Genomic DNA, 20,510 nt, shown 5'->3' with positions numbered 1-20,510 from the left:
AGGATGCGTTCGATTCGTTGAGTCAGCCAAGGTGTGCTTATAGGAAATAGATCACGTCAGGATATAGCCCGAACCACGCACGGTCTGAATAGTTGCTTTGGTACCGGGGGCGTCGATCTTCTTGCGCAAGCGCCCCATGTGAACGTCGATCAGATTGGTGCCGGGATCGAAGTGATAACCCCACACCGCTTCGAATAGCATGGTACGCGTGATGGTTTGACCAGCATGCCGCATCATGAACTCCAGGATGCGATACTCGGTTGGCAGTAGCGGTACTTCAATGCCGTCGCGTGTCACCTTGCGCGAGATCAGATCGATAAGGAGCGGTCCCGCGTTCAGCGTTGTTGCATTGCGTGCCGGAGTTTCGCGCCGGCGTCGCAGCAGTACTTCGAGACGTGCTGTGAGTTCGTCTGAATTAAACGGCTTGGTCAGGTAATCGTCACCGCCCGCACGCAGGCCGCGAATACGCTCATCTACGTCGCCAAGCGCGCTTAACATCAACACCGGCGCCTGTATGCCAACCGTTCGCAAAGTGGTGAGGATAGTCAGGCCGTCGAGTCCCGGGAGCATGCGGTCGAGCATGATCACGTCATACTCGCCGCTCATCGCACGGGCGAGACCATCGGGCCCGTTGTCTACCCAGTCCACCTCGAACCCGCATTTTTCAAGCTCTGCCACGATCTCATTCGCTGCTAGCGGATCGTCCTCTACCGTGAGCACTCGTGTCGTCATTGTTCCCAATCCCAAGTCGGCACCAGCGAAAAACCGGCTGCCGTCTGCACTACCAGAGGGTAAATGATGCCACAACCGACTCGATGAGATCGGCGAACGGAATTGACGGACAGGCATCAGAAAGCTGCCTGAAGTTTAGTGGCCGCCGCGATAAACCACCGAATCGAGGTAATTAAGCTGACCGTCTTTCTCAGCATGAACGAGCGAGCGCTCAACCTGCGCGCGGGTGAGCGTCGAGACCGGCGGTTTCCACGATTGCTCTTGAGCGGCCTTCGCCGGTAACTGGACAAATGCCGAAGAACACACTGCGCACGAGAGAAGGCTGGCTGCGAAAAAGAGTTTTTTCATATCGCTACTCCTGGGGAACCTCGTGAATTAAGCGTCGCAGTCCGCCAATCGCGTTGCGATGGTGTTGAGACTACGCGGGGACCCTTAACAGTCCGTCATCCACTTCATGAAAAGATATTTATTGAAAAGTGCGTAGTGCAAAGCCTCTAAGCCAACATCGAAACTTTCGTGAACCATTGCTTAGCACGGGCTGTCGAATTGCGGCCTTGCTTCGTTCACGGCCACGGCTGTGAAGCAACGCTCAGGACTTAGTTCGCGGAGGGACTGGCCGGATCGCCCGCGACCTGCGCTGGCATGCAGTCGTGACGGAACTCCTGATGCAGCTTGGCTTCGGCGTCTTGCAGATCGTTCGGATATTCGTTGTCGTCGGAAGTCGGTTGATACCCTACCGCCTCCAGCTCGCTCAACTCCTGCATCAGTTGTTTATGCGTGACGGTATGCTTGAGCGGCGTGAATGGGTAGTCGTGACACTCGGCCTGCGTGAGACTTGGGGCGGCCAACGCGGATGCGCTGGTGAGGGCGAGTGAAAACGTAATCAATGCAGCGGAAAGGCGTTTCATGGGTGTTCTCCGTAAAGATATCGGGCTTGGGTGGTCGCCTGCGCCTGGCTGGTTTTATTTAGCGGCGGGTGACGAGATTCAGGATAGCGAACTGATTGCAACGGAAAATCCGCTGTAACATGAAGAGTAATTTAAGGTTCACCAAGACAAGCGCAGAGGCTCCGACGCAAGGCCGGGCCGTACATCAACGTCGTCCGCCGAACGAACCGGCATGAGTGCACGTTATAGAGCACTTTGTTCAGAAGCGCAGGGCTTGCGAATGATGGCGTGGAGCTGACACGTCGCTTGCGTAAAGGCTCGTTTCGCTTACAAACCCCGTTTCACACGTCACACTGCCCTGCCTGTTTGCGAAGGCAGCGCTTTCACGCGGCCCTTTTTTCGGTGCGTATGCGGCCTCCGAAGCGCTCGAGCAAGGGTCCAATACATCAATTCAAATTGTTTGGAAGCCGGCTGTATCGGATTCACGACACGCATCGTTCTCGTGCCTCCCTGCCCGATGCTTCACGCGCTACACCGTTGCTTCGCCAGCAAGCCGCAACGCTCTTTAGCGGGCATTCTTCCGGCGCCTGAAAGTCTGACTTTCAGTTGGTCGCCCCAGCTATGAATAACGGCTCATTAACCTTCGTGGGCGCTTTCATGAAGTCTTGATTTCGTCGGCGAGTTCGCGCGGCAGGAACCGACATCAAGCGACACACACGCATTTGAATCTATATTCATAGGGAATGGAAAATCATGAAGAAAACCTTTCTAGCCGCTGCGATTCCGGCAATTTTCCTGAGCACCGCCGCGCATGCGCAAAGCAGCGTCACACTCTATGGTCTGATCGACGAAGGGTTTGACTTTACGAGTAATGGTCAGGGCAATCGCGGCTACGAAATGGTCAGTGGCGACACCGTGGGCAGCCGCTGGGGCTTGAAAGGAAGTGAGGACCTAGGCAATGGACTGAAGGGAATCTTCCTTTTGGAGAATGGCTTCAATACGAACAACGGGCAACTGGGTCAAGGCGGTCTTGAGTTTGGACGTCAAGCTTACGTTGGCTTATCGTCAGCTCAGTATGGTACGTTCACCATGGGCCGTCAGTACGATCCCACTATCGACATGTGGAGCGGGTTCACTGCTGCCGGCAACACTATTGGCGATCTGGCGGCGCATCCATTCGACAACGATAACTCGGACTGGGATTATCGTATCCAGAACTCAGTCAAGTATGTATCACCGACCTATAGCGGCTTTACTGGAGAAGCCATGTACGGCTTCAGCAACCAGGCGGGCGGGTTCGCGACGAACCGCATGTACAGTGCCGCGGGTAGCTACAAGATGGGGGGCTTTGCTGCGGCTCTCGCGTACATGAAGACCAATAGCGGCGGAGCCAATGCTTCGGGTGCCGTGTCAAACGATACAACGGTCTTTACGGCTGACTCGCAGCAGAACATTGACGCGGGCGTGTCGTATACGTTCTCGAACAAGGCGATGCTGGCGTTCGCGTATTCGCATGTGGATGTCTACAACCCGATTGGCAATGCCTACTTTACGGACCAGCCGGTGGCGGGTACGCAGAACTCGTGGAAGTTCGATAACTTCGAAATCAATGGCCAGTATTTCTTCAAGCCTGATTTCTGGATGGCGGCTGCCTACACTTATACCTTCGCTCAAATTTCAGCTACGACCGGCCGCTCGATGCCTAAGTACAATCAATTCTCGTTGATGCTTGACTATGACCTCAGCACGCGTACGTCGGTCTATATTCAAGGGGCATATCAACACGTGAATGGCAACACGGGAACGCAATTCGACAATGCCGATATCCCGGGTTCATCGGGGATCTCTTCAACCGGCAATCAGATGATGGCCCGATTGGCGATGACACACCGGTTCTGATGGCGCTGTCACGTTGAGGTGTTAGCGACGCGATAGGGGAAACGCTGCGGACGAAGGCTCCATGCGTCCCGGCTTTTGGTGGTGTCACTCAATAGATGTCAAGTCGCAAAGGAGGCCCCCCATGGCGCCACCGACAATTGACCTGTCCGACCCTGAAGCCGTCAAACGCGAACTGCTCGACGAGGATGCCGTCGTCCGGGCCGAGTTTGCCGCGCATCTGGACGACGAGCTCACAGAGCTAGCCGACGCGTTTGCAGTGTGTTTCCGGCTCCTATCGATGCGGGTGAGCTGCGCTTACAGTGCGTCAAAAGGATCGCGGACGAGCCCCCCGAAAAATGACAAATTCTTCATGATCTCGCCGGCTTGGCGTCATGCGACCCTCCTCATCCTGTCATTAACCGCATGCGGACAAGTTCATACGAGCGTGCCGGTCGACGTGCGTTAGATATGACCTTAAGGAGGTTCTATGAAAGCGACGCTTAAACTGCTTATTCTTTCTCCGCTCTTCATTGCAAGCACGGTCGCTTTAGCGGCACCAACGCTTACAGCACAGCAGTGCAATGACTACCCGTTTATCCACTCCCGGGCGCCCGCTACACACAAGCAGGTGATGAACGAACTCTACGAACTCGAAGCCGCCGGTTACGATGCAAGCTCACCCAACGCTCCTTATCCAGGTGATATAGACCATGCCGAAAGGCGGCTCGGTGCTGAATATCAGCGGGATTGTACGGCGCAAAAAGTTGCAAACGCGGCCAGCGCCGGGCAGTACTAGGAGACCGCGCCAAAGCAGGGGCTTGCATCGGCCCCAAAAAAATAACCGAAGGAGGTGTTTATAGTGAGTCGATGGACTCCGACTCTTCAGAAGCCATTTCCGTTCTCCAGTTGCGAATCAGTCTGCGGGGCGTTAGCCCGCCGGTCTGGCGGCGACTCCTAATTCCTGAGCAGATCACGATTGCGCAGCTGCATCACGTGATGTGAATCGCCATGGGCTGGCACGACGAACACCTGCACCGCTTCGTCATCCGCGGATGGCATTACGGTGGACATCGGGACGGTGCGTTACAGTTCTTCGACGGCCCAGACACCCTGTCCTTGGCTGCGTTTGGCCTGCACGAACATGAGCGCTTCACCTATCTGTACGAGCTCACCTCGTTGTGGTTACATGACGTGCGCGTCGAGCGGCGAACGTGCAACCACCGGTCAACGCCACTACCACGCTGTGTCGCGGGCGCCGGGCGTTGCCCGCCAGAAGACGCCGGAGGTCCCGAGAGATATATGAACGCTCTGGAAGTTCATAGTGAGCACGAGTTTCTCGAGTGGATCGAGACTTTACGGGGAAGCCAGATCGAGGTGAACGATCTGCGCGTTGAGGTCGATGAATGGCTGATCTGGCTGGATAGGTGTTTCGACCGGTGTGCGGCGAATGAGCGGCTGCAGACGCTTGCGCGGTAAGCTGATCGCCCAGGGGACGGTTGAGCGGGAGGCTGCGATGCAGATCAGCGTGCAGATTGTGGTTCGGACGGAAGTCGAAGAGCGGGCAAGCGTCACGGAGATAGCCCACTTCGAACGGGAAGGCTTCGATGTCGGCTCCCTCGGCTTGCATCTTGAAGAGGCAAAGGCGCTGCTGGGCCGGCTGCAGCGTTCGATGATCGATGCCAAGGCCGCTGAGGCAATTGCTCGAATGAGCGTGTGTCCGAAGTGCGGTTCCCGTCTGACCGTCAAAGGCCACCATCGTCTGGTCTACCGCTCCGTCTTTGGTCGGCTATCGATCGACAGCCCGCGGTTGTAGCGGACAAAGCTTCGCGTACGTTCATACACTCGAGCACGCGCCCGTCGATCGTATGCTGGCGTTTCTCGCGCAGGAAGGTGTCGCCGCGGATCAGCCGGTGACTTTCCTGTCCGATGGGGGCGACACCGTGCGCCGCGCCCAGCTCGACTTTGGCGATTGTGTACTCGACTGGTTTCACGTCGCCATGCGGGTACAAAATCTCGAACAGATGATCAAGGGGCTCCCGGACCGCGACGAACGGCCATGCGCCGAAGTGGTGATTGATGGGCTGCACAGTGCAAAGTGGCACCTCTGGCACGGCTGCCCCTATCCGGCACTGCGGCGGCTTGAAAGCCTGGGTTGGGAACTCGCCACGGATGGCAGTCCCGAGGAGGCCAGGCTCCTGGCCAGGTTGGAGGAGTTCATCCACCTCTTCAACGCTACCTCCGTAAGCCAATTTGATGCTAATTTTCCTAATTACGGCAGATGGCGACAATTCTTGAATAAAACGGTATGCGCAGCATCGCAGCGGATTGGAACGCGTGCCATCACTCCTTCGATACGGCGGACGACCGCCCGACAATTTGGTCGAATATAAGTCACGGCATACGGGCGAACGCCAATAGCGATCTTTTCGGACTGCACGATTGACTCAGATCGTGGTGATCAAACGTCCGCTCATCTGTCTTGAGCGAGCCCGATGTGGATTCCTTCGGAGCCCCCCGGCTGTAGCAGAGCCGATACGTGTTTTCGTACTGGGCCACTTTGCCGACGAGTTCCGCGCCGCGTTTTCCGAGACGGGCGAGCGTATCGTCGATGTCCTCCACAGTAAACATGACGCGTAGGTACGGCAGCAGTGGAAGCGGCTAAATTGCCTTACCACAGGAGACATCGCTGATGAGCTTTTTCATTTCCGACTCTTTCCTAGAAAGCCGCGAACCTGCGGCATGAGCACGTTACCGTTGGATTACATGATACGGCTGCGCGCGCATCGAGCCTTTGCTTTGCGCCAAGTGATCATCAAACCGTGATCGCGGTCGCAGCGTGTACATCTGTGAATGGCGGTCGGAAAGCGACACCAGATGGCGGCGTCAATCAGAAACGCTAAATGACTTGTTCTTCAGAACGGGTTTTTCGACGACTGGCGGAGGTGCCGATGGGCAGGTATCGGGTGCGTCGGAAGGAGCCCGAAGGGCGAGTGCAGACGCACCCGGTGCTGCTCGCTTCTGACGGGGGTGACGCAAAGGGCGGGATGCGGTAGAAGAAGTTTTACCTACCGCCGAACAAACAGGTCCGACACCGGCCCAAACTGCCAGGTTCATTCCGGTGTCGAACCCAACACGCGTACGACGGGGCACGAGTGCGCGCCAAGTATTGCACGCTTGGTCAGCCCTGTCGATATTGCATCGGCATTGACAGGGATTCTCGATGCCGGCGTCAGGCCGACTGTTCGTGTGCGTGCGCTGTCGGGCACAGGTCATTGTTTGCCGCCGTTGCGACCGCGGCCAAATCTATTGCAATAGCGACTGCGCCGAGCTTTCGCGCCATTCCAGCATGCGAGAGGCCGGCCGACGCTACCAGCGCAGCCGTCATGGCCGCTTTGCACACGCCGAACGGATGCGCCGCTATCGCAGCCGCCAGAATAAAGTGACGCATCACGGTTCCGCCTCGCCTGCCGCCGATGCTCTACTGGCACCGACTTCGACGACGTCGGCGGCCACATCACCGGTATCCATCACCGCCGCACCTGTGCCTGAGCATTGCCATTTCTGCCAATGCGTCTGTTCGGGCTTCGTACGCCTTGGGCCACTTCGCCGTCGGGTCTTCCGTGATGTTTGCATTCCTACGCATTTCACAGGACATGACCCATGACCATTGGAACCGAACTTGAAGCACAGATCCTGCGCTACTACCACGTCGAGAAGTGGCGCTGTGGCACCATCGCGCGCCAGTTGCACGTGCACCGCGGCACCGTCCAGCGCGTACTGGCTCAGGCCGGACTGCCCCGGATCGGCGCCGTTCAGCGGCCTTCGCAGATCGATGCGTACCTGCCGTTCATCCTCGAGACGCTGAAGAAGTTTCCGTCGCTCACAGCCAGCCGCCTGTACGCGATGGTCTATGAGCGCGGCTACCACGGCGGTCAACACCACTTCAGACACCTGGTTTCGCTTCATCGTCCGCGCCCGGTGGCCGAGGCATACCTTCGGCTTCGCACCTTGCCTGGGGAGCAAGCTCAATGCGACTGGGGGAGCTTCGGCCATCTGCAGATCGGACGTGCGCGCCGGCCCCTGATGGCCTTCGTGATGGTGCTGTCGTGGTCGCGACAGATCTATCTGCACTTCTTCCTCGATGCGCGCATGGACAGCTTCCTCGCCGGTCACGCCGGCGCCTTCGCGGCATGGTCCGGCGTCCCAAGGGTCATCCTGTACGACAACCTTAAAAGTGCAGTGCTCGAACGCCAGGGTGACGCGATCCGCTTCAACCCGACGCTGCTCGCGTTCGCCGCGCATCATCGCTACGAGCCTCGTCCTGTGGCCGTATACAGAGGAAATGAGAAGGGTCGCGTCGAGAGGGCTATCCGATTTGTACGCGAGAGCTTCTTTGCCGCGCGCAAATTCGTTGACCTCGACGACCTCAATGCCCAGGCTGCACTCTGGTGCGCCGGACCTGCGGCCGATCGACCGTGCCGGGAAGAACCCGCCATCACCGTGCGTGAGGCCTTCGCCCGCGAACAGCCCAGCCTGCTGCCGTTGCCGGAGAATCCGTACCCGTGCGAACTGCAACTGGCTGTGCAGGTCAACAAGACGCCGTATGTTCGCTTCGATCTGAACGACTACACAATCCCGCATACGTACGTGCGGCGCGCGCTCACGGTACGGGCCAATCCGCGGCAGGTCCGCATTCTCGACGGCGCCGATCTGCTCGCCACCCATGAGCGCAGTTACGATCGTGGTGCACAGATCGAAATTGCAGCGCACATCGACGGCCTCGTCGAGCGCAAACGCGAAGCGCGTCACCATCGTGGCCTGGACCACCTGAGCCGGGCTGCGCCGGCCAGTCAGGCCCTCATGCTGCGCGCCGCTGAACGCGGCGGCAATCTGGGCAACATCACATCTCATCTGCTGCGCTTGCTCGATCGCTATGGCGCCGCCGAACTGCAGGCGGCCATCGAGGAGACCCTGGCCAGTGGCGCGGCGCCTCATCCGAATCCGGTACGTCTGGCGCTGGAGCGCCGGCGCGGGGCGCGGCAAGCGCCTCCACCCGTCGCAGTCCCGTTGCCCGAACACGTGCGCAAGAAAGACACGCTCGTGACGCCCCATCGGCTCGACATTTATGACCAGATCACGGGAGACACTGATGAACACGCCTGATGTACTACAAACCCGCGCACACGCCTTGCGCCTGTATGGACTGCTGGCGCATTGGCCCGACGTGGTGTCCGAGCAGTGGGTTGCACCTCTGCTGCAGTGGGAAGAGGACGAGCGCGGTCGCCGTTCTCTGGAGCGGCGTATCCGTGATGCGCATCTAGGCAGCTTCAAACCGCTGTGCGACTTTGATTGGGCCTGGCCCAAGCGGTGCGATCGTGCCGCCGTCGAAGAATTGATGTCACTTGAGTTCGTCAAGGACACCGCCAACGTCGTGCTGATCGGCCCGAACGGCGTCGGTAAATCCACACTGGCGCTCAATCTCGCCTATCAGGCAATCGCACGTGGCCACACTGCTTTGTTCACCACCGCTGGCCAGATGCTCGGTGAACTGGCCGCGCTCGATAGCGACTCGGCGTTGCGCCGCCGGCTGAACCGCTATGCCTCACCCGACGTGCTCGTGATCGATGAGGTCGGTTACCTCTCGTACTCGAACCGCCACGCCGATCTGCTGTTTGAACTCGTCAGCCGGAGGTACGGCGTTGCATCAACGGTGGTTACAACAAATCGACCGTTCGCAGAATGGCATGAGGTGTTTCCAAATGCGGCTTGCGTCGTCTCCCTCGTTGACCGACTCGTGCATCGTGCAGAAGTCGTGGTGATCGAGGGCGAGTCCTATCGTGTGAAGGAGGCACGTGAACGCGCTGAGCAACGCACGAAAAAACGTAGTGTGGCAAAGGCCGAGAAGAAGACATCATGACGCGCCATCACTCGCCTTCGGGGATCGCCTGCGGGCTCGACTTCCTGATCCCAGACAACTGGTCCGCCGAGCAAGCGCTCGCCGTCGTCGAACTCATCGACGATCTACGCGAGCGGATCTGCACGCACTACCAGCTCGCATTGCACGAGCTACAGCGCGAACAACGCGCGCCTCCCGTGAACGCTCACCCGACCGGCGTCGACGATCCATTCTGAGCACGAGCAGGCAACAACCACGAGTCAGCGATAAGCGCCCCTGGGCGTTGTCGCTTTACTCAACCTGACGCCGCCGTTTAGTGTCGGATTTGCACCGCCGCTAACAACATCGCGCCGGCATAAGTACGTGGAACCGTAGCAAACGGATTACGCGCTTAGTCCTTGGCTTCATATCGATAGCATTTTGATTGTTCGTTTGAGCCGATGAGTGTATTCGTCGCCACCTGCTATTTCCCGCGATGCACCGTGCCTATAGTCAGTCCAACACCGCGCAACCGATGTCAACGGTTACGGGAACAGCTAATTCTTAGCGACTGAACAGAGCTTGATAACGGGCCTGCTCCAGTCAACAAACTGAAGCATAAGGAGTGACATGACGAAGCTATCGGGAAAGATCGCCGTAATCACGGGCGGAAACAGCGGCATGGGCTTGGCGACTGCGCAGCTCTTCGCTAAAGAAGGCGCCAGGGTCATCATCACGGGACGCCGCCAGAAGGAACTGGATAAAGCGGTAGAAAGCATCGGCGCAAACGCAGAAGGCGTGCTGGGCGATGTATCCAAGCTGTCGGATCTGGACAAACTTCACGACCATGTGAAAGCGAAATACGGCCGCGTGGATGTCATTTTCGCGAACGCTGGTTTGGGCTCGCTCGCACCGATCGATCAGGTTACGGAAGCGCAATTCGATGAAACCTTCAACGTCAACGTGAAGGGTGCTTACTTCACGGTGCAGAAGCTTCTTCCGTTGGTGCCGGACGGCGGATCGATCATTTTGAACGCATCGATTGCATCGTCCAAGGGCATGGAAGCGTTCAGCGTTTATTCGGCCACTAAAGCTGCGGTACGTTCGTTGGCACGTACGTTGACGACGGATCTCAAGGCACGCAAGATTCGTGTGAATGCGATCAGCCCGGGTCCTATCGATACACCGATCTTCGGGAAGACTGGCCTCACCGACGAGCAAATCGAAGGCTTCAAGTCGGGCATTACTTCGCAGGTGCCGCTAGGTCGCATTGGTCTCTCGGAAGAAATCGCCAAGCCGGCTTTGTTCCTTGCATCCGACGATAGCAGCTATATCTCGGGCATCGAACTAACCGTCGATGGTGGCATGGCGCAAGTCTAAGAGTAAGCCGCAGGTTGGCGGCATTGGCTTGAGGCAGATGCCGCCTTTTTGCGTTTGCGCTTACTCTATTGGTTTGTCGCCGCACAAGAAAACTAGAACTTGGCTTGGCGGCGACGCATTTGGGCTTGATTACGGCGGGCTCGTACACCTTCGGCAAGTCATCTACGACTCGGAGGAAGAGGTCAATCTGCTCGACAAATTGTTGGAGTCGAACGTTCTCTGTCGCGTTGCAAAAGATGGGCAGGCTAAGCTGGATGGTTCGGCAGGCACATTTCGACCCAGGCTGTGTAAAAACACGAACCGATGTGGTTCGACGACTTCGCGCCTTCGATCACGGCCATTGGCAGCTGTTTTAGCCCGCTGCATGGTTGGAGGACCTTCAGGCCGGTCAGAATGCGAAGATTCGTCGACAAGCCCAGAAGCTCTCCGGTTCGCCGCGGCGCAGCCGGTTTGATGTAAGGCCCTCCTCAGGCCCTCATCTTTTGCATTAACGCCGCAGTGCCTAAGATCGCCATGACGCGCTTGAGGTTGTATGCGAGCACATGCAAACTCATCTCGGTGCTGACATGCTCGCGTGTCTTCATCAGGAAGTGCGTCGCGCCCATCCAGAACTTGAGCGTACCAAACGGATGCTCCACGGTCTGACGGCGTATGCGCATCATTTCCGGCTTCTGGTGGAGTCGCTGCTGCATTGCTTCGACTACGCCCTCGTGCTCCCAGCGCTTTATCCGGCGGGCCTGCTTCCCGGATGTGCATTGCTTTCTGATTGAGCAGGTAGCACAAGCCGAACTCGAGTAGCAATGCAGCGCCATACCGTGCTCGATGTTTGTGAAACGCCAAGTGAGCCGCTGTTGCGCTGGGCAACGCTACTCATCATCTTCGGCAACGTAGACAAAGTCCTGCTTGCCGAAGTACCCATCTGCTTTACTGCCCGACGTCAGTGGTTTGGGAACGAAGGCCGTAATACCCGCCTCATCGCATTGCAGGATTTCCTCGCCCTTGAAGTAACCTCGGTCAGCAACAACGGTCAGATTTTCGATGCCGGTAGCCGCTCGCTCCTGTCCGGCCATGTTCGTCAGTTGGTTACAATCATTGCCAACATTGGTGACCTCGTGTGCCACGATCAGATGCGACGTGGCATCAACGGCTGTCTGAACGTTGTAGCCAACCATCCCTGTTCCCCGACCGCTGGTGGCCATGGAACGCGCGTCCGGATCAGTCAGCGAGACCTGTCCATCTGGTGATTCGCGCAGCCGCTGCTCCATTGCCTTGAGGTCCTGCATCTGCTGCCGGAGCTTCTTGATCTTGTCGCTGATGCGGCTCGTCTTCGCCTCGGCGACATCGGATTGCGTCCGGTCCGCTGTCTCGATCGCCGCAAGGTAACGCGCGATGCTCTCATCAATCTGCTGCATGCGTGCCCGGACCTTACCACTCGTGAAGTTGCGATCACGATTGTTGACGGCTTTGAACTTGCTGCCGTCAATGGCCACAATCGACTGTGAGAACAGGTCTAGGTTACGGCACAACACGATGAATTGCCGGCATACATTGCGGATCGCTTTGCCGTTGTCACGGCGAAAGTCGGCAATGGTCTTGAAATCCGGTGGAAGGCGGCCTGTCAGCCACATGAGTTCAATGTTGCGTTGAGTCTCACGCTCCAGACGCCGACTCGACTGAATGCGGTTCAGGTAGCCGTAGACGTAAATCTTGAGCAGTACAGATGGATGATATGAGGGGCGTCCCGTCGTCGCCGGAGCGGTTCCCTCAAAGCCGAGATCATGAAGATCAAGCTCATCGACAAAGACGTCGACCACGCGCACTGGATTGTCGTCGGACACATAGTCCTCAAGATACTCGGGCAGCAAGATAGCTTGCTTACGGTCTTCGCCTTCAACGAATCGCTTCATGTGCCGGCCCGACATAAATGCGTTACTTCAGTTTAGCCGATCAGCGCGCGTTTTCACACAACCTGGACCCATAGCCGTCTCCCGGTATTGCGTGTGCCGAATGACGGCTGACAAGCAAGTACCAGACACTCGGGCGGAGCCTGCAGTGGTCGTCGTTTTGTCAGCCACCATTTCCAGGCTACGTTGAGCCGTGAAATGAGCGACTCTTCACCCCGACGCGAGCCCGTACCCGATCTGAATATCAACTGCACCGGGCACGTTAATTAATTACGGTCGGCAACCGCAACAGGCAGGGTGAACTGAAAGACCGCGCCCCGCCCAAGCGCGCCGGTGACCCATAAACGCCCACCATGCGACTCGACGATTGAACGGCTGATGCGAAGCCCCATGCCGGTGCCGTGGGACTTGGTTGTAAAGAACGGATCGAAAATCTGTTCCGTGAGTTGCGGTGGAACGCCCATGCCGCTATCACTGACAGACACAAGAATCTGCCCGTTTTCGGCCCGCTGCGACCTGATGACCATCTCCCGGATTCCATTAACATCCTTCATCGCCTCGATGCTGTTGACGATCAGGTTCATCGCGACCTGCTGCAATTGCACGCGGTCTCCGACAATCTGGGGGAGACCGGCTGCCAGTTCCGTGCGGACCGATATGTCGTATCGCGCTGCCTCGCCGCGCAGGAGGCCCACGGTTTCCCGCACAATCTCGCTGACCTCGACGACCTCCTGATTCAGGGCGCCCTTTTCGAATTGTGTGCGGATCCTGGCGATGATCTGGGCAGCGCGTTGTCCGTCTCTCACAATATTGGTGACTGCCGAGCGCGCCTCGCAGAGATCCGGCTCGTCGCGATCAAGCCATCGCAGGCAGGCATTTGCGTAAGTGATAGCAGCGGTAATCGGTTGATTGATCTCGTGTGCCAGGGAAGCCGTCAACTCCCCCATGGTGGTCGTCCGGTTAATGCGTGCGAGATCGGCTTGCGCTTGACGTAGCGCGTCTTCGGCACGCTTCTGCTCGTCGATGTCGGTGGTGGTACCAATGAATTTCAGAACCTTTCCTTCAGCATCACGCAAGACCACAGCTTGCTGGAGATGCCGGCGATAGCTTCCGTCCTGAGCGCGCAGCGAGCGGGTTTCCATTGTGAATCCTTGTCCCGAGCGCACCCCGTCCCAAAAGGCCGTCGTTGCCGCTTCGCGATCGTCGGGGTGGACCGCGGTCATCCAGGCCTCGGGATGCGACCGGACGAAATCGAGAGTCTGACCGGAGTAGTCAAGCCAAACCTGATTCACGAAGTCCGGTGTTCCATCAGGCTTGAGCGTCCAGGCGGACACAGGAAGTCGCTGCAGCAGTCCGGCCTGGAGCTGCAGATCCGCATAGAGGTGCGCATTCTCCAGTGAAATAGCGGCTTGCGAGGCCAGTAACTGCAGCACCGCAACGCGGTCGGGCGTGAAGGCGAACGGTACCAGGTTGTTCTCAAGATAGAGTGCGCCGACCAATTTCGCTTGCTTGACGATTGGCAGACAGAGGACAGATTTAGAGCGACTCTGCCGCACATACTCGTCCTCTAAATACACATGATCGGCCGAGGCATCATCGAGGAGTACGCGCTCCCGCGTCCGGATGGCGTAATGCAGCACGGATTGAGGCAGATCGGACGGCGTAATCGCTGCGTGGCGAGCCGCAACCTCGATCTTGCCCTGGCCGGTGGCAGCCTCCGCTTCGATTCTCGGCTCGCCGTCCCGAATCAGGATCAACAACCCCCGCTCGGCCCCCGCATTCTGCAACGCGATGGTCATGAGCCGCTCGATCAAATGGGGCAGCAGCATTTCGCTCGACAGAGCTTGTGACGCCTTGACGACGGCTGCAACGTCGAGCTGCTGATCGATCACCTCTTTCGCCGTGCCGCGCGGCTCGGCCGTGGCCAGTTGCGGATATCGAGCCTCCAGTTGCCGTACCACGCCATCCGCGCCCCAGCGCCGATAGCCTTCGCGGGCGCGCAACAGATACATCTCGGCGATGTCCTCGAAGCCACGGACCGCATAGAAGCGAGCGGCGGTCTCGCAAGCCAGCGCCTCATTGTGGATGAAGCCATTTTTGCGGGCCGAGCGGATAGCCTGTTGATAGAGGCGCTCGGCGTCTAGGTCGCGGCCTTCCAGACGCGCAATCTCGGCGCCCACCAGCGCAGCGCGGTCCCCGACATTCTCCGGGCAGTGCTCGGCCCAAGTCTGGAGTTGCTGGTGGTGGGCCGTCAGTGCTTCCAGGTCCGAGTGCCCTTCACTAGGGCTGGCCGCGCCAGCGTCAATAGCGCCAGCTCGCGCCATCGCGGCATAGAAATGGTATTCGGCCAAGTCGATAAATGTCGCCGCTAGCGAGAGCAAGTCCAGCCAGCCCTTTGCCTTGAGCGCAGCTGCGACCGCTTCGGCATAATCCCCCGCGAAAACGCACGTCTCCAATCTTCTGATCCAGTATGAGCCTGCAGCAAGCAACAGATTTGGCTCTGCCTCGAGACACCGCACCAGCGCGTCCTCGTCGAACTGCTTATCGCCTAAATTTACGAAATCATTCGGTAGGCCCCTGAGCGTCCGAACAAGAAAGAGAAAACTGAGGACGATGGCTGCGATCAAGACAGAATTGGTTTTTTGCGCGAACTCTATTCCGACCATCACCTCTCGATCTAAATCACCTAAAGGGGTGCCGGAAAAGCAAGAGTTTATGATTAAATTAACGTGACAATATCCCGTATAGGCAAGATCGCCGGTGCTATTCGCTTCGTCAGAAGTCTGCAGGATGAGCGCGCGGCAAGATCGAACGCTCTGCTGGCGCGGGCTGATCCAGATCGCGAAGGGCAGGTAAACACGAACCTTGAAGGCGTCCAGCCCTCGCTTGTTTACGAGATCGATGCCGAGCTGACCAAAGCGCAGCGCCGTCGGGTAGTCCGCAAAGTCGGACGAGAAGACCCAACCAAACCAGACATAGGCGCAGGATGACGCGTCGCTATTGCCGTGGTTCAAACTAAGATTCACCATGCGTGCGACCATCAGTCGGAACAGGTTGCTGTCGGTTGACTGCGAGGACACCATTGCCTTGGTCAGCACGTCCAAAGTAGCGCGCGTATCAGCGTCGTTCAGCAGGGGCAAATCGATCAGATCTTCGATCTGACGGGTGCCCAATCGGCGCCATACGCGCTCGTACTCCTGCTGTACGTCCTCATCCGTTGGCTGGGCAGACCAGTCGACGCCAACCCCCTGGAGGTAGTCGAGGCACACGGCCACCGCTCGGTCCAACCGGGAGAGAACGTTGTAAAGATCCATGTGCATACAGGCGACGGCGGCTTGATCGACCCGATTTGTCGCCCGGCGGGCCAGTATCGACAGCCGCTCTTCGGCGCTTGGCATCTCGCCCGTCAGAAACTCGGCTTCGGCGCGGTGTAACTCGAGCTCGAAAACCAGCGGGTATTGCTGCGCCCAACAATCATCCGCCAGCAAAGCGCGGCCTTCCGCAAAATACGTCAGCGCGGAGGAATAGGCGGTGGCGTTCCGGGCGCGCTTGCCGGCCATCAGATTCAGCCACGCCACCTGCGTGCGTTCCTCTTGCGCGGTAATCAGCGTGGCGCTTCGATTGAACTGGCTGACGATCTCGAAGACGATCTCTTCGCGCTTGTCGGGCGGCGTGTCCGCCAACAGCGATCTGCCGATCTGGAGGTGAATTTCCGCGCGCGCGGCCTCGGGGATCAGCGAATAGGCAGCCTCCTGGATGCGATCGTGCTGGAAGGCATAGGAAGTCTCCGACCGGAACACCAGGCCGGCTCGAACGGCTTCCCAAAGACTGTCGTGAAGCTCTCCGGGAGAGGTCTGGCAGACCGTTGCCAGCAGCGCGAAATCGGCACGGAAGCCGACGCAAGCGAGTTGGCGAAGTGCTGCCAGTGTTGCGGCCGGCAAGCGATTGAGCTTGGCGACCATGAGATCGACGACATTATCGGTGTAGCGTTTCGCGTAGATGCGACCTAGGTCCCAGGACCAGCGAGCATCAGTGTGATCAAAGGCCAGCAGCGATTCATCCGCGAGCGCATGGAGAAACTGGGTTGCAAAGAACGGATTGCCGCCGGTCTTCTCTTGCACCAGTTGAACAAGTGGGTTCGCGCGCGTAGCCTCGCAGCGTAAGGAGTCCGAGATCAATTGTCCAAGATCGTCGTAGGTCAAAGGCGCCAATACGATGTCATGTACTGTTGCGCCCGCTTGGCGGATCGCATCGAGCTTGCGCATGAGCGGGTGCGTGGCATCGATCTCGTTATCCCGGTAGGCGCCGATCAGCAGCAAATGCCTGATATCCCGTTGCGCGAGAATATCTTCGAGCAGATCAAGCGTCGCGGCATCGAGCCATTGCAGATCGTCGAGGAACAATGCCAGCGGGTGCTCAGGCCGCGCAAAGACGGCGATGAACCGCAGTAATACAGTTTGGAAACGGCGCTGCGCATCCTGCGGTGGAAGCTCGAGGACCGGTGGCTGCGCGCCAATAACGAGTTCGAGTTCGGGGATAAGGCTGACGATCAGCGGCCCGTTCGGACCCAGCGCCTCGCGAAGCGCTTCCCGCCAGATGTGGAGTTCAGTTTCGCTCTTGCCCAAAACCTGCCGGACGAGACTTTGGAAGGCTTGCGCCACCGTGGCGTAAGGGATGTCGCGCTTGCGCTGATCGAACTTGCCGGAGGCGAAGAGGCCGCGCGGTGGGACGAGCACCTTGTGGAGTTCATTCACGACCGAGGATTTGCCGACGCCGGAGTATCCGGAGACGAGCACCAGCTCGGGCGCCCCGATTTTGATCATGCGATCGAAGGACGCAAGCAACGCCTCGACCTCGCGGTCTCGGCCATAGAGCTTTTCCGGAATCAAGAACCGGTCCGGCGTGTCATCTTCAGCCAGCGGGAAGTCGGCGAGCGACCCGCGCTCCCAATCTGCGAGGCAGCGCCGCAGGTCGCGTTCGAGACCTGCGGCGGTCTGGTACCGGTCCTCGGCCGTCTTGGCGAGCAGCTTCACGACGATGGCAGAGATGACGGGGGGAACGTCTGCTGCCCGCTCGCCGGGCGGCACCGGTTTTCTGGCAATATGGCAGTGGACCCAATCCATCGGATCGACCGCCGTGAAGGGCAGCGAACCCGTCAGCATCTGATAAAGCGTGACGCCGAGCGAATAGAGGTCACTGCGCGAATCGATAGAACGGTTCATCCGTCCGGTCTGTTCGGGCGCCATGTAGGGCAGCGAGCCTGCGATGTATTCCGGGGCCTCGGGCTCCTGGCGCTCGTGCGGGAGTCGGGAAGCAATGCCAAAGCCGGTGAGCCACACGTGGCCGGCGTGGTCGACCAGTGCGTTTGCCGGCTTGACGTCCTTATGAATGAGGCCCTGCTGGTGAGCCTGACTAAGCGCTGACGTCAGACCAATGGCAATACGCAGGAAGTGTGGAAGATCGAGCGGGTGATCCTTGCGCTGCTCAATGAACCGATCCAGGGGTTCACCGCCAGGGTCCTTGAGAATGAGAACCGCTCGCCTCAGGTGACGGGTCAGCGCCACAGGCTGAGCCGCCCATGCCGCATCGAGTTTGGATTCCAGCGACCATTCGTGTTCGAGCCGCCGCAGGCTCTGGGGCGACGGCCCTTCAGCGGCAACCGCCAGCGCCAGGACCGGCGTCTGTTTGCCGAGTTCCCTCCCGCGGTAAAGGGTGAAGTCCGCCTCCTCGCGAAGCGGCTCTAACATGTACCCAGAATCCTCTGTCATAGAGAACGCTCGTGTTGTCACGACGAAAGGCTGCTCCTTTCTCGGTGAAAGAAACGGGCTGCTAAATGCTATCGTGGGTAATGCTATTGTCAGATTGGGGGAAGCGCCCATGCTGCGATAGCCGTTCTCCCCATGGCGAGACCCGATGATTGTGGCATACCGATTTGCCAATGTCGCCATCGGTGGGTGATCGTCGCCCTTTGGTTTCGGCTGACCTGAAGCAACATCGGCGAGGCCGTTTCGAGTTTTGGTGCGGCCGCTCGCCCCCCCTCTTCACCGTTGGCGTGAATGTGGGGCAATTACATGGCGGGTTCTCGCGGATCGTTGCTAACGGCCGCAGAAAGCTCAATTCCAGAACGGCGGAAAAGGTTGTTCACGCGTGCTTGCTCACGATCGTCGGCCGGAGCCATCAAAGCCAGTAAAACATACAGAGCCGTGTTCACGAGGATACCCACCACCCCTGATGTCAGACCGCCTAACCAGGGCACCGACAGCGGATAAGCAATCTGAAGCCCCGCTGCCATCGCAAATCCAACGATCATGCCTACTACCGCACCGGTGGCATTACCACGACGCCAGAATATTCCGAGATACAGAGACGGTGCGAGTTGTACGACACCTTGATAGGAAGTTATCGCCCACGTGACAAGCCCCGAAGTTGTATGCATCGTTCCTATGGCACCCGCCACCCCAAGCAGCGTCACAACAATGATCGAAACTTTAGCCAGCTTGGTCCGGCTTGCGTCCGACAATGCACGATCGGGGATAATATCCTGCGCGATCTGGGTGCCGACAGCAGCTGTAATCGCGTTAATGTTTCCCATGGTCGCCGCCAGCACTAACACACCAGCGAATGCAAGCAGCAAGGGACCGCCGAGCGCGGTAACAGTGAACCAGACTTTGTCAGGTGACGCAGCTACCGCCGGAAGCGAATGGGCCAGCATGGACATCATGAAGAGTGCCGCAGAAAATGCCGCCAGGAGCGGCGCAGATTGCAGCGCAGACTTCTTGATTGTTGTCGTTCCGTCCGCAGTAAACAGTCGGACAAAAATATCCGGCCAGCACCACGCGCCTAGTGCACCGGTCAGTACAATCGACATGAAATACAGCGGCCCCGCGGTGCTTCCCTGTCCAGGCAGCGTAGCAAACTCCTTCGGGAGCTTGTCGAATCCGTGCCCATGAGTCAGCAGCCACCCGATCATTCCCACCGAGATCAAGAAGCCAAGTCCGTAAGCGGTAATACCTTGGACCATGTCACTGATGACGATACCCCGCATTCCCATCCTGACAGTCCAAACTTGCCGGATAGCCAAGACGGCGACTCCAATAAAGACGGCAGCGGTTGTACTCACATGACCAAAGGACAATGATTCAAACACCGCTCCCACAGACTGCATTCCGAGAACAAGCCACGGAAGCATCGAAATAATGCCAATGACTGCGGCAATAACTCGAACTGCGGAGGAGTTGTATCGGATCCCCACGAAGTCCGCCTGCGTCCTCAGATCAAACTTTCGTCCCCATTCATGCATGCGCTCCGCCATGAAGAACATGAAAAGCATCGCGAGCAAAGAGTAAAAAATCGAGTAAAAACCGATGAGGCCGCTTTGTGCCGTCAGACCTGCGAAAGCAATAAATGTGGTGCCTGGCAGCCAAGTATTCAAAAACGACATAGTTTGAAACCAGGCACCGAATGAGCGGCCGGCAACTGCATATTCCGTGAAAGTTCTCTCACGTCGATTGGATCTCTCGAGGATCAACACGACAAGCCCAAAAAAGACCGCGATCGTACCGTAGCCGAGAAGAAAGTTGTTCACGTCGAACTCCCTGGTGTCTTTTCGAGGCTGTACAGAAAAAACATGCTGGCAATCAGGATGGCGGCGGCCCCACCAAAATAAAGAAAACCTAGGCCGAGGTTGCCTCGCACCATAGTTAGATAGACCGGCGGCAACAGCATGATGCCCAAATTAACGATCAAAAGAGCTATAGCCCACCTGCGTCTGCCATACCTTTCCGGACTCTTCACGAGTCTCATATCTCTCTCCTTCACACAACGCCAGCACGACGTGCTGGCAACGGCATCATC

At 58.1% G+C, this 20,510-nt stretch carries 14 protein-coding genes and 4 pseudogenes; 9 read left to right on the top strand and 9 right to left on the bottom strand.

Annotated elements, in window-relative coordinates:
• Nucleotides 1-51 precede the first annotated feature (51 nt).
• From ACSOSP_RS41090 to ACSOSP_RS41080, 3 genes are all read right to left on the bottom strand, one after another.
• The gene (locus ACSOSP_RS41090; RefSeq protein WP_455315465.1) at nucleotides 52-732 is read right to left on the bottom strand and encodes a response regulator transcription factor; all 681 of its coding nucleotides are present in this window, start codon (nucleotides 730-732) and stop codon (nucleotides 52-54) included.
• 135 nt (nucleotides 733-867) lie between these two features.
• Complete coding sequence (locus ACSOSP_RS41085; protein WP_455315464.1) at nucleotides 868-1,080, bottom strand: DUF4148 domain-containing protein; 213 nt, start codon at nucleotides 1,078-1,080, stop codon at nucleotides 868-870.
• 248 nt (nucleotides 1,081-1,328) lie between these two features.
• On the bottom strand, nucleotides 1,329-1,640 hold the full coding sequence (locus ACSOSP_RS41080; protein ID WP_455315463.1) for a DUF4148 domain-containing protein: 312 nt from the start codon (nucleotides 1,638-1,640) through the stop codon (nucleotides 1,329-1,331).
• Between the two features lie 732 nt (nucleotides 1,641-2,372).
• On the opposite strand from ACSOSP_RS41080, the gene ACSOSP_RS41075 reads away from it, so the two are divergent.
• From ACSOSP_RS41075 to ACSOSP_RS41055, 5 genes and pseudogenes are all read left to right on the top strand, one after another.
• Nucleotides 2,373-3,518 (top strand): porin, encoded by a 1,146-nt coding sequence (locus tag ACSOSP_RS41075; protein ID WP_455315462.1) that lies wholly within the window; start codon nucleotides 2,373-2,375, stop codon nucleotides 3,516-3,518.
• 121 nt (nucleotides 3,519-3,639) lie between these two features.
• Nucleotides 3,640-3,963, top strand: coding sequence for a hypothetical protein (locus ACSOSP_RS41070; protein WP_455315461.1), 324 nt, complete (start codon nucleotides 3,640-3,642; stop codon nucleotides 3,961-3,963).
• A gap of 21 nt (nucleotides 3,964-3,984) precedes the next feature.
• Entirely contained in the window at nucleotides 3,985-4,293 is a 309-nt protein-coding gene (locus tag ACSOSP_RS41065) for a DUF4148 domain-containing protein (protein WP_455315460.1), read from the top strand.
• 71 nt (nucleotides 4,294-4,364) lie between these two features.
• Nucleotides 4,365-4,973: pseudogene (locus ACSOSP_RS41060) on the top strand (plasmid pRiA4b ORF-3 family protein).
• 37 nt (nucleotides 4,974-5,010) lie between these two features.
• Nucleotides 5,011-5,716: pseudogene (locus tag ACSOSP_RS41055) on the top strand (ISKra4-like element ISBte1 family transposase); the annotation flags it as partial.
• A gap of 251 nt (nucleotides 5,717-5,967) precedes the next feature.
• Here the strand turns inward: ACSOSP_RS41055 and ACSOSP_RS41050 are convergent.
• Nucleotides 5,968-6,155: pseudogene (locus tag ACSOSP_RS41050) on the bottom strand (VOC family protein); the annotation flags it as partial.
• Nucleotides 6,156-6,726: 571 nt separating this feature from the next.
• Entirely contained in the window at nucleotides 6,727-6,945 is a 219-nt protein-coding gene (locus ACSOSP_RS41045) for a hypothetical protein (RefSeq protein WP_455315459.1), read from the bottom strand.
• A gap of 212 nt (nucleotides 6,946-7,157) precedes the next feature.
• Here ACSOSP_RS41045 and istA point away from each other — a divergent pair, with 212 nt between their 5' ends.
• The 4 genes from istA to ACSOSP_RS41025 all read left to right on the top strand — a co-directional run bounded on the left by istA (nucleotide 7,158) and on the right by ACSOSP_RS41025 (nucleotide 10,752).
• A complete protein-coding gene (gene istA, locus ACSOSP_RS41040; protein WP_455315458.1) occupies nucleotides 7,158-8,660 on the top strand; it encodes an IS21 family transposase in 1,503 nt (500 codons plus the stop codon).
• Nucleotides 8,647-9,414 carry an IS21-like element helper ATPase IstB gene (istB, locus tag ACSOSP_RS41035; protein WP_455315457.1) on the top strand — a complete coding sequence of 256 codons (768 nt, stop codon included), beginning with the start codon at nucleotides 8,647-8,649 and terminating at the stop codon, nucleotides 9,412-9,414. The genes istA and istB overlap by 14 nt, the downstream gene beginning before the upstream one ends.
• Nucleotides 9,411-9,629 (top strand): hypothetical protein, encoded by a 219-nt coding sequence (locus tag ACSOSP_RS41030; RefSeq protein ID WP_455315456.1) that lies wholly within the window; start codon nucleotides 9,411-9,413, stop codon nucleotides 9,627-9,629. Before istB ends, ACSOSP_RS41030 begins: the two co-directional genes overlap by 4 nt.
• Before the next feature lie 373 nt (nucleotides 9,630-10,002).
• Nucleotides 10,003-10,752 carry a glucose 1-dehydrogenase gene (locus ACSOSP_RS41025; protein ID WP_455315455.1) on the top strand — a complete coding sequence of 250 codons (750 nt, stop codon included), beginning with the start codon at nucleotides 10,003-10,005 and terminating at the stop codon, nucleotides 10,750-10,752.
• 467 nt (nucleotides 10,753-11,219) lie between these two features.
• Here the strand turns inward: ACSOSP_RS41025 and ACSOSP_RS41020 are convergent.
• The 4 genes and pseudogenes from ACSOSP_RS41020 to ACSOSP_RS41005 all read right to left on the bottom strand — a co-directional run bounded on the left by ACSOSP_RS41020 (nucleotide 11,220) and on the right by ACSOSP_RS41005 (nucleotide 20,459).
• Nucleotides 11,220-12,659, bottom strand: a pseudogene (locus ACSOSP_RS41020) (IS1182 family transposase).
• Nucleotides 12,660-12,922: 263 nt separating this feature from the next.
• Nucleotides 12,923-18,445 (bottom strand): AAA family ATPase, encoded by a 5,523-nt coding sequence (locus ACSOSP_RS41015; RefSeq protein WP_455315454.1) that lies wholly within the window; start codon nucleotides 18,443-18,445, stop codon nucleotides 12,923-12,925.
• A 278-nt stretch (nucleotides 18,446-18,723) separates the two neighbouring features.
• Entirely contained in the window at nucleotides 18,724-20,241 is a 1,518-nt protein-coding gene (locus tag ACSOSP_RS41010) for a sodium:solute symporter family protein (protein WP_455315453.1), read from the bottom strand.
• Complete coding sequence (locus ACSOSP_RS41005) at nucleotides 20,238-20,459, bottom strand: hypothetical protein (protein WP_455315452.1); 222 nt, start codon at nucleotides 20,457-20,459, stop codon at nucleotides 20,238-20,240. The genes ACSOSP_RS41010 and ACSOSP_RS41005 overlap by 4 nt, the downstream gene beginning before the upstream one ends.
• Nucleotides 20,460-20,510 lie beyond the last annotated feature (51 nt).

The organism is Caballeronia sp. KNU42, assembly GCF_053760385.1.
The sequence above is the reverse complement of the archived record's forward strand: the minus strand, read 5'-3'. Positions and strand labels throughout refer to the sequence as shown.

Bases quoted from the DNA above. Each gene is read 5' to 3' on its own strand.
- ACSOSP_RS41090 (WP_455315465.1), bottom strand. From the start codon at position 732: ATGACGACACGAGTGCTCACGGTAGAGGACGATCCGCTAGCAGCGAAT.
- ACSOSP_RS41085 (WP_455315464.1), bottom strand. From the start codon at position 1,080: ATGAAAAAACTCTTTTTCGCAGCCAGCCTTCTCTCGTGCGCAGTGTGT.
- ACSOSP_RS41080 (WP_455315463.1), bottom strand. From the start codon at position 1,640: ATGAAACGCCTTTCCGCTGCATTGATTACGTTTTCACTCGCCCTCACC.
- ACSOSP_RS41075 (WP_455315462.1), top strand. From the start codon at position 2,373: ATGAAGAAAACCTTTCTAGCCGCTGCGATTCCGGCAATTTTCCTGAGC.
- ACSOSP_RS41070 (WP_455315461.1), top strand. From the start codon at position 3,640: ATGGCGCCACCGACAATTGACCTGTCCGACCCTGAAGCCGTCAAACGC.
- ACSOSP_RS41065 (WP_455315460.1), top strand. From the start codon at position 3,985: ATGAAAGCGACGCTTAAACTGCTTATTCTTTCTCCGCTCTTCATTGCA.
- ACSOSP_RS41045 (WP_455315459.1), bottom strand. From the start codon at position 6,945: ATGCGTCACTTTATTCTGGCGGCTGCGATAGCGGCGCATCCGTTCGGC.
- istA (WP_455315458.1), top strand. From the start codon at position 7,158: ATGACCATTGGAACCGAACTTGAAGCACAGATCCTGCGCTACTACCAC.
- istB (WP_455315457.1), top strand. From the start codon at position 8,647: ATGAACACGCCTGATGTACTACAAACCCGCGCACACGCCTTGCGCCTG.
- ACSOSP_RS41030 (WP_455315456.1), top strand. From the start codon at position 9,411: ATGACGCGCCATCACTCGCCTTCGGGGATCGCCTGCGGGCTCGACTTC.
- ACSOSP_RS41025 (WP_455315455.1), top strand. From the start codon at position 10,003: ATGACGAAGCTATCGGGAAAGATCGCCGTAATCACGGGCGGAAACAGC.
- ACSOSP_RS41005 (WP_455315452.1), bottom strand. From the start codon at position 20,459: ATGAGACTCGTGAAGAGTCCGGAAAGGTATGGCAGACGCAGGTGGGCT.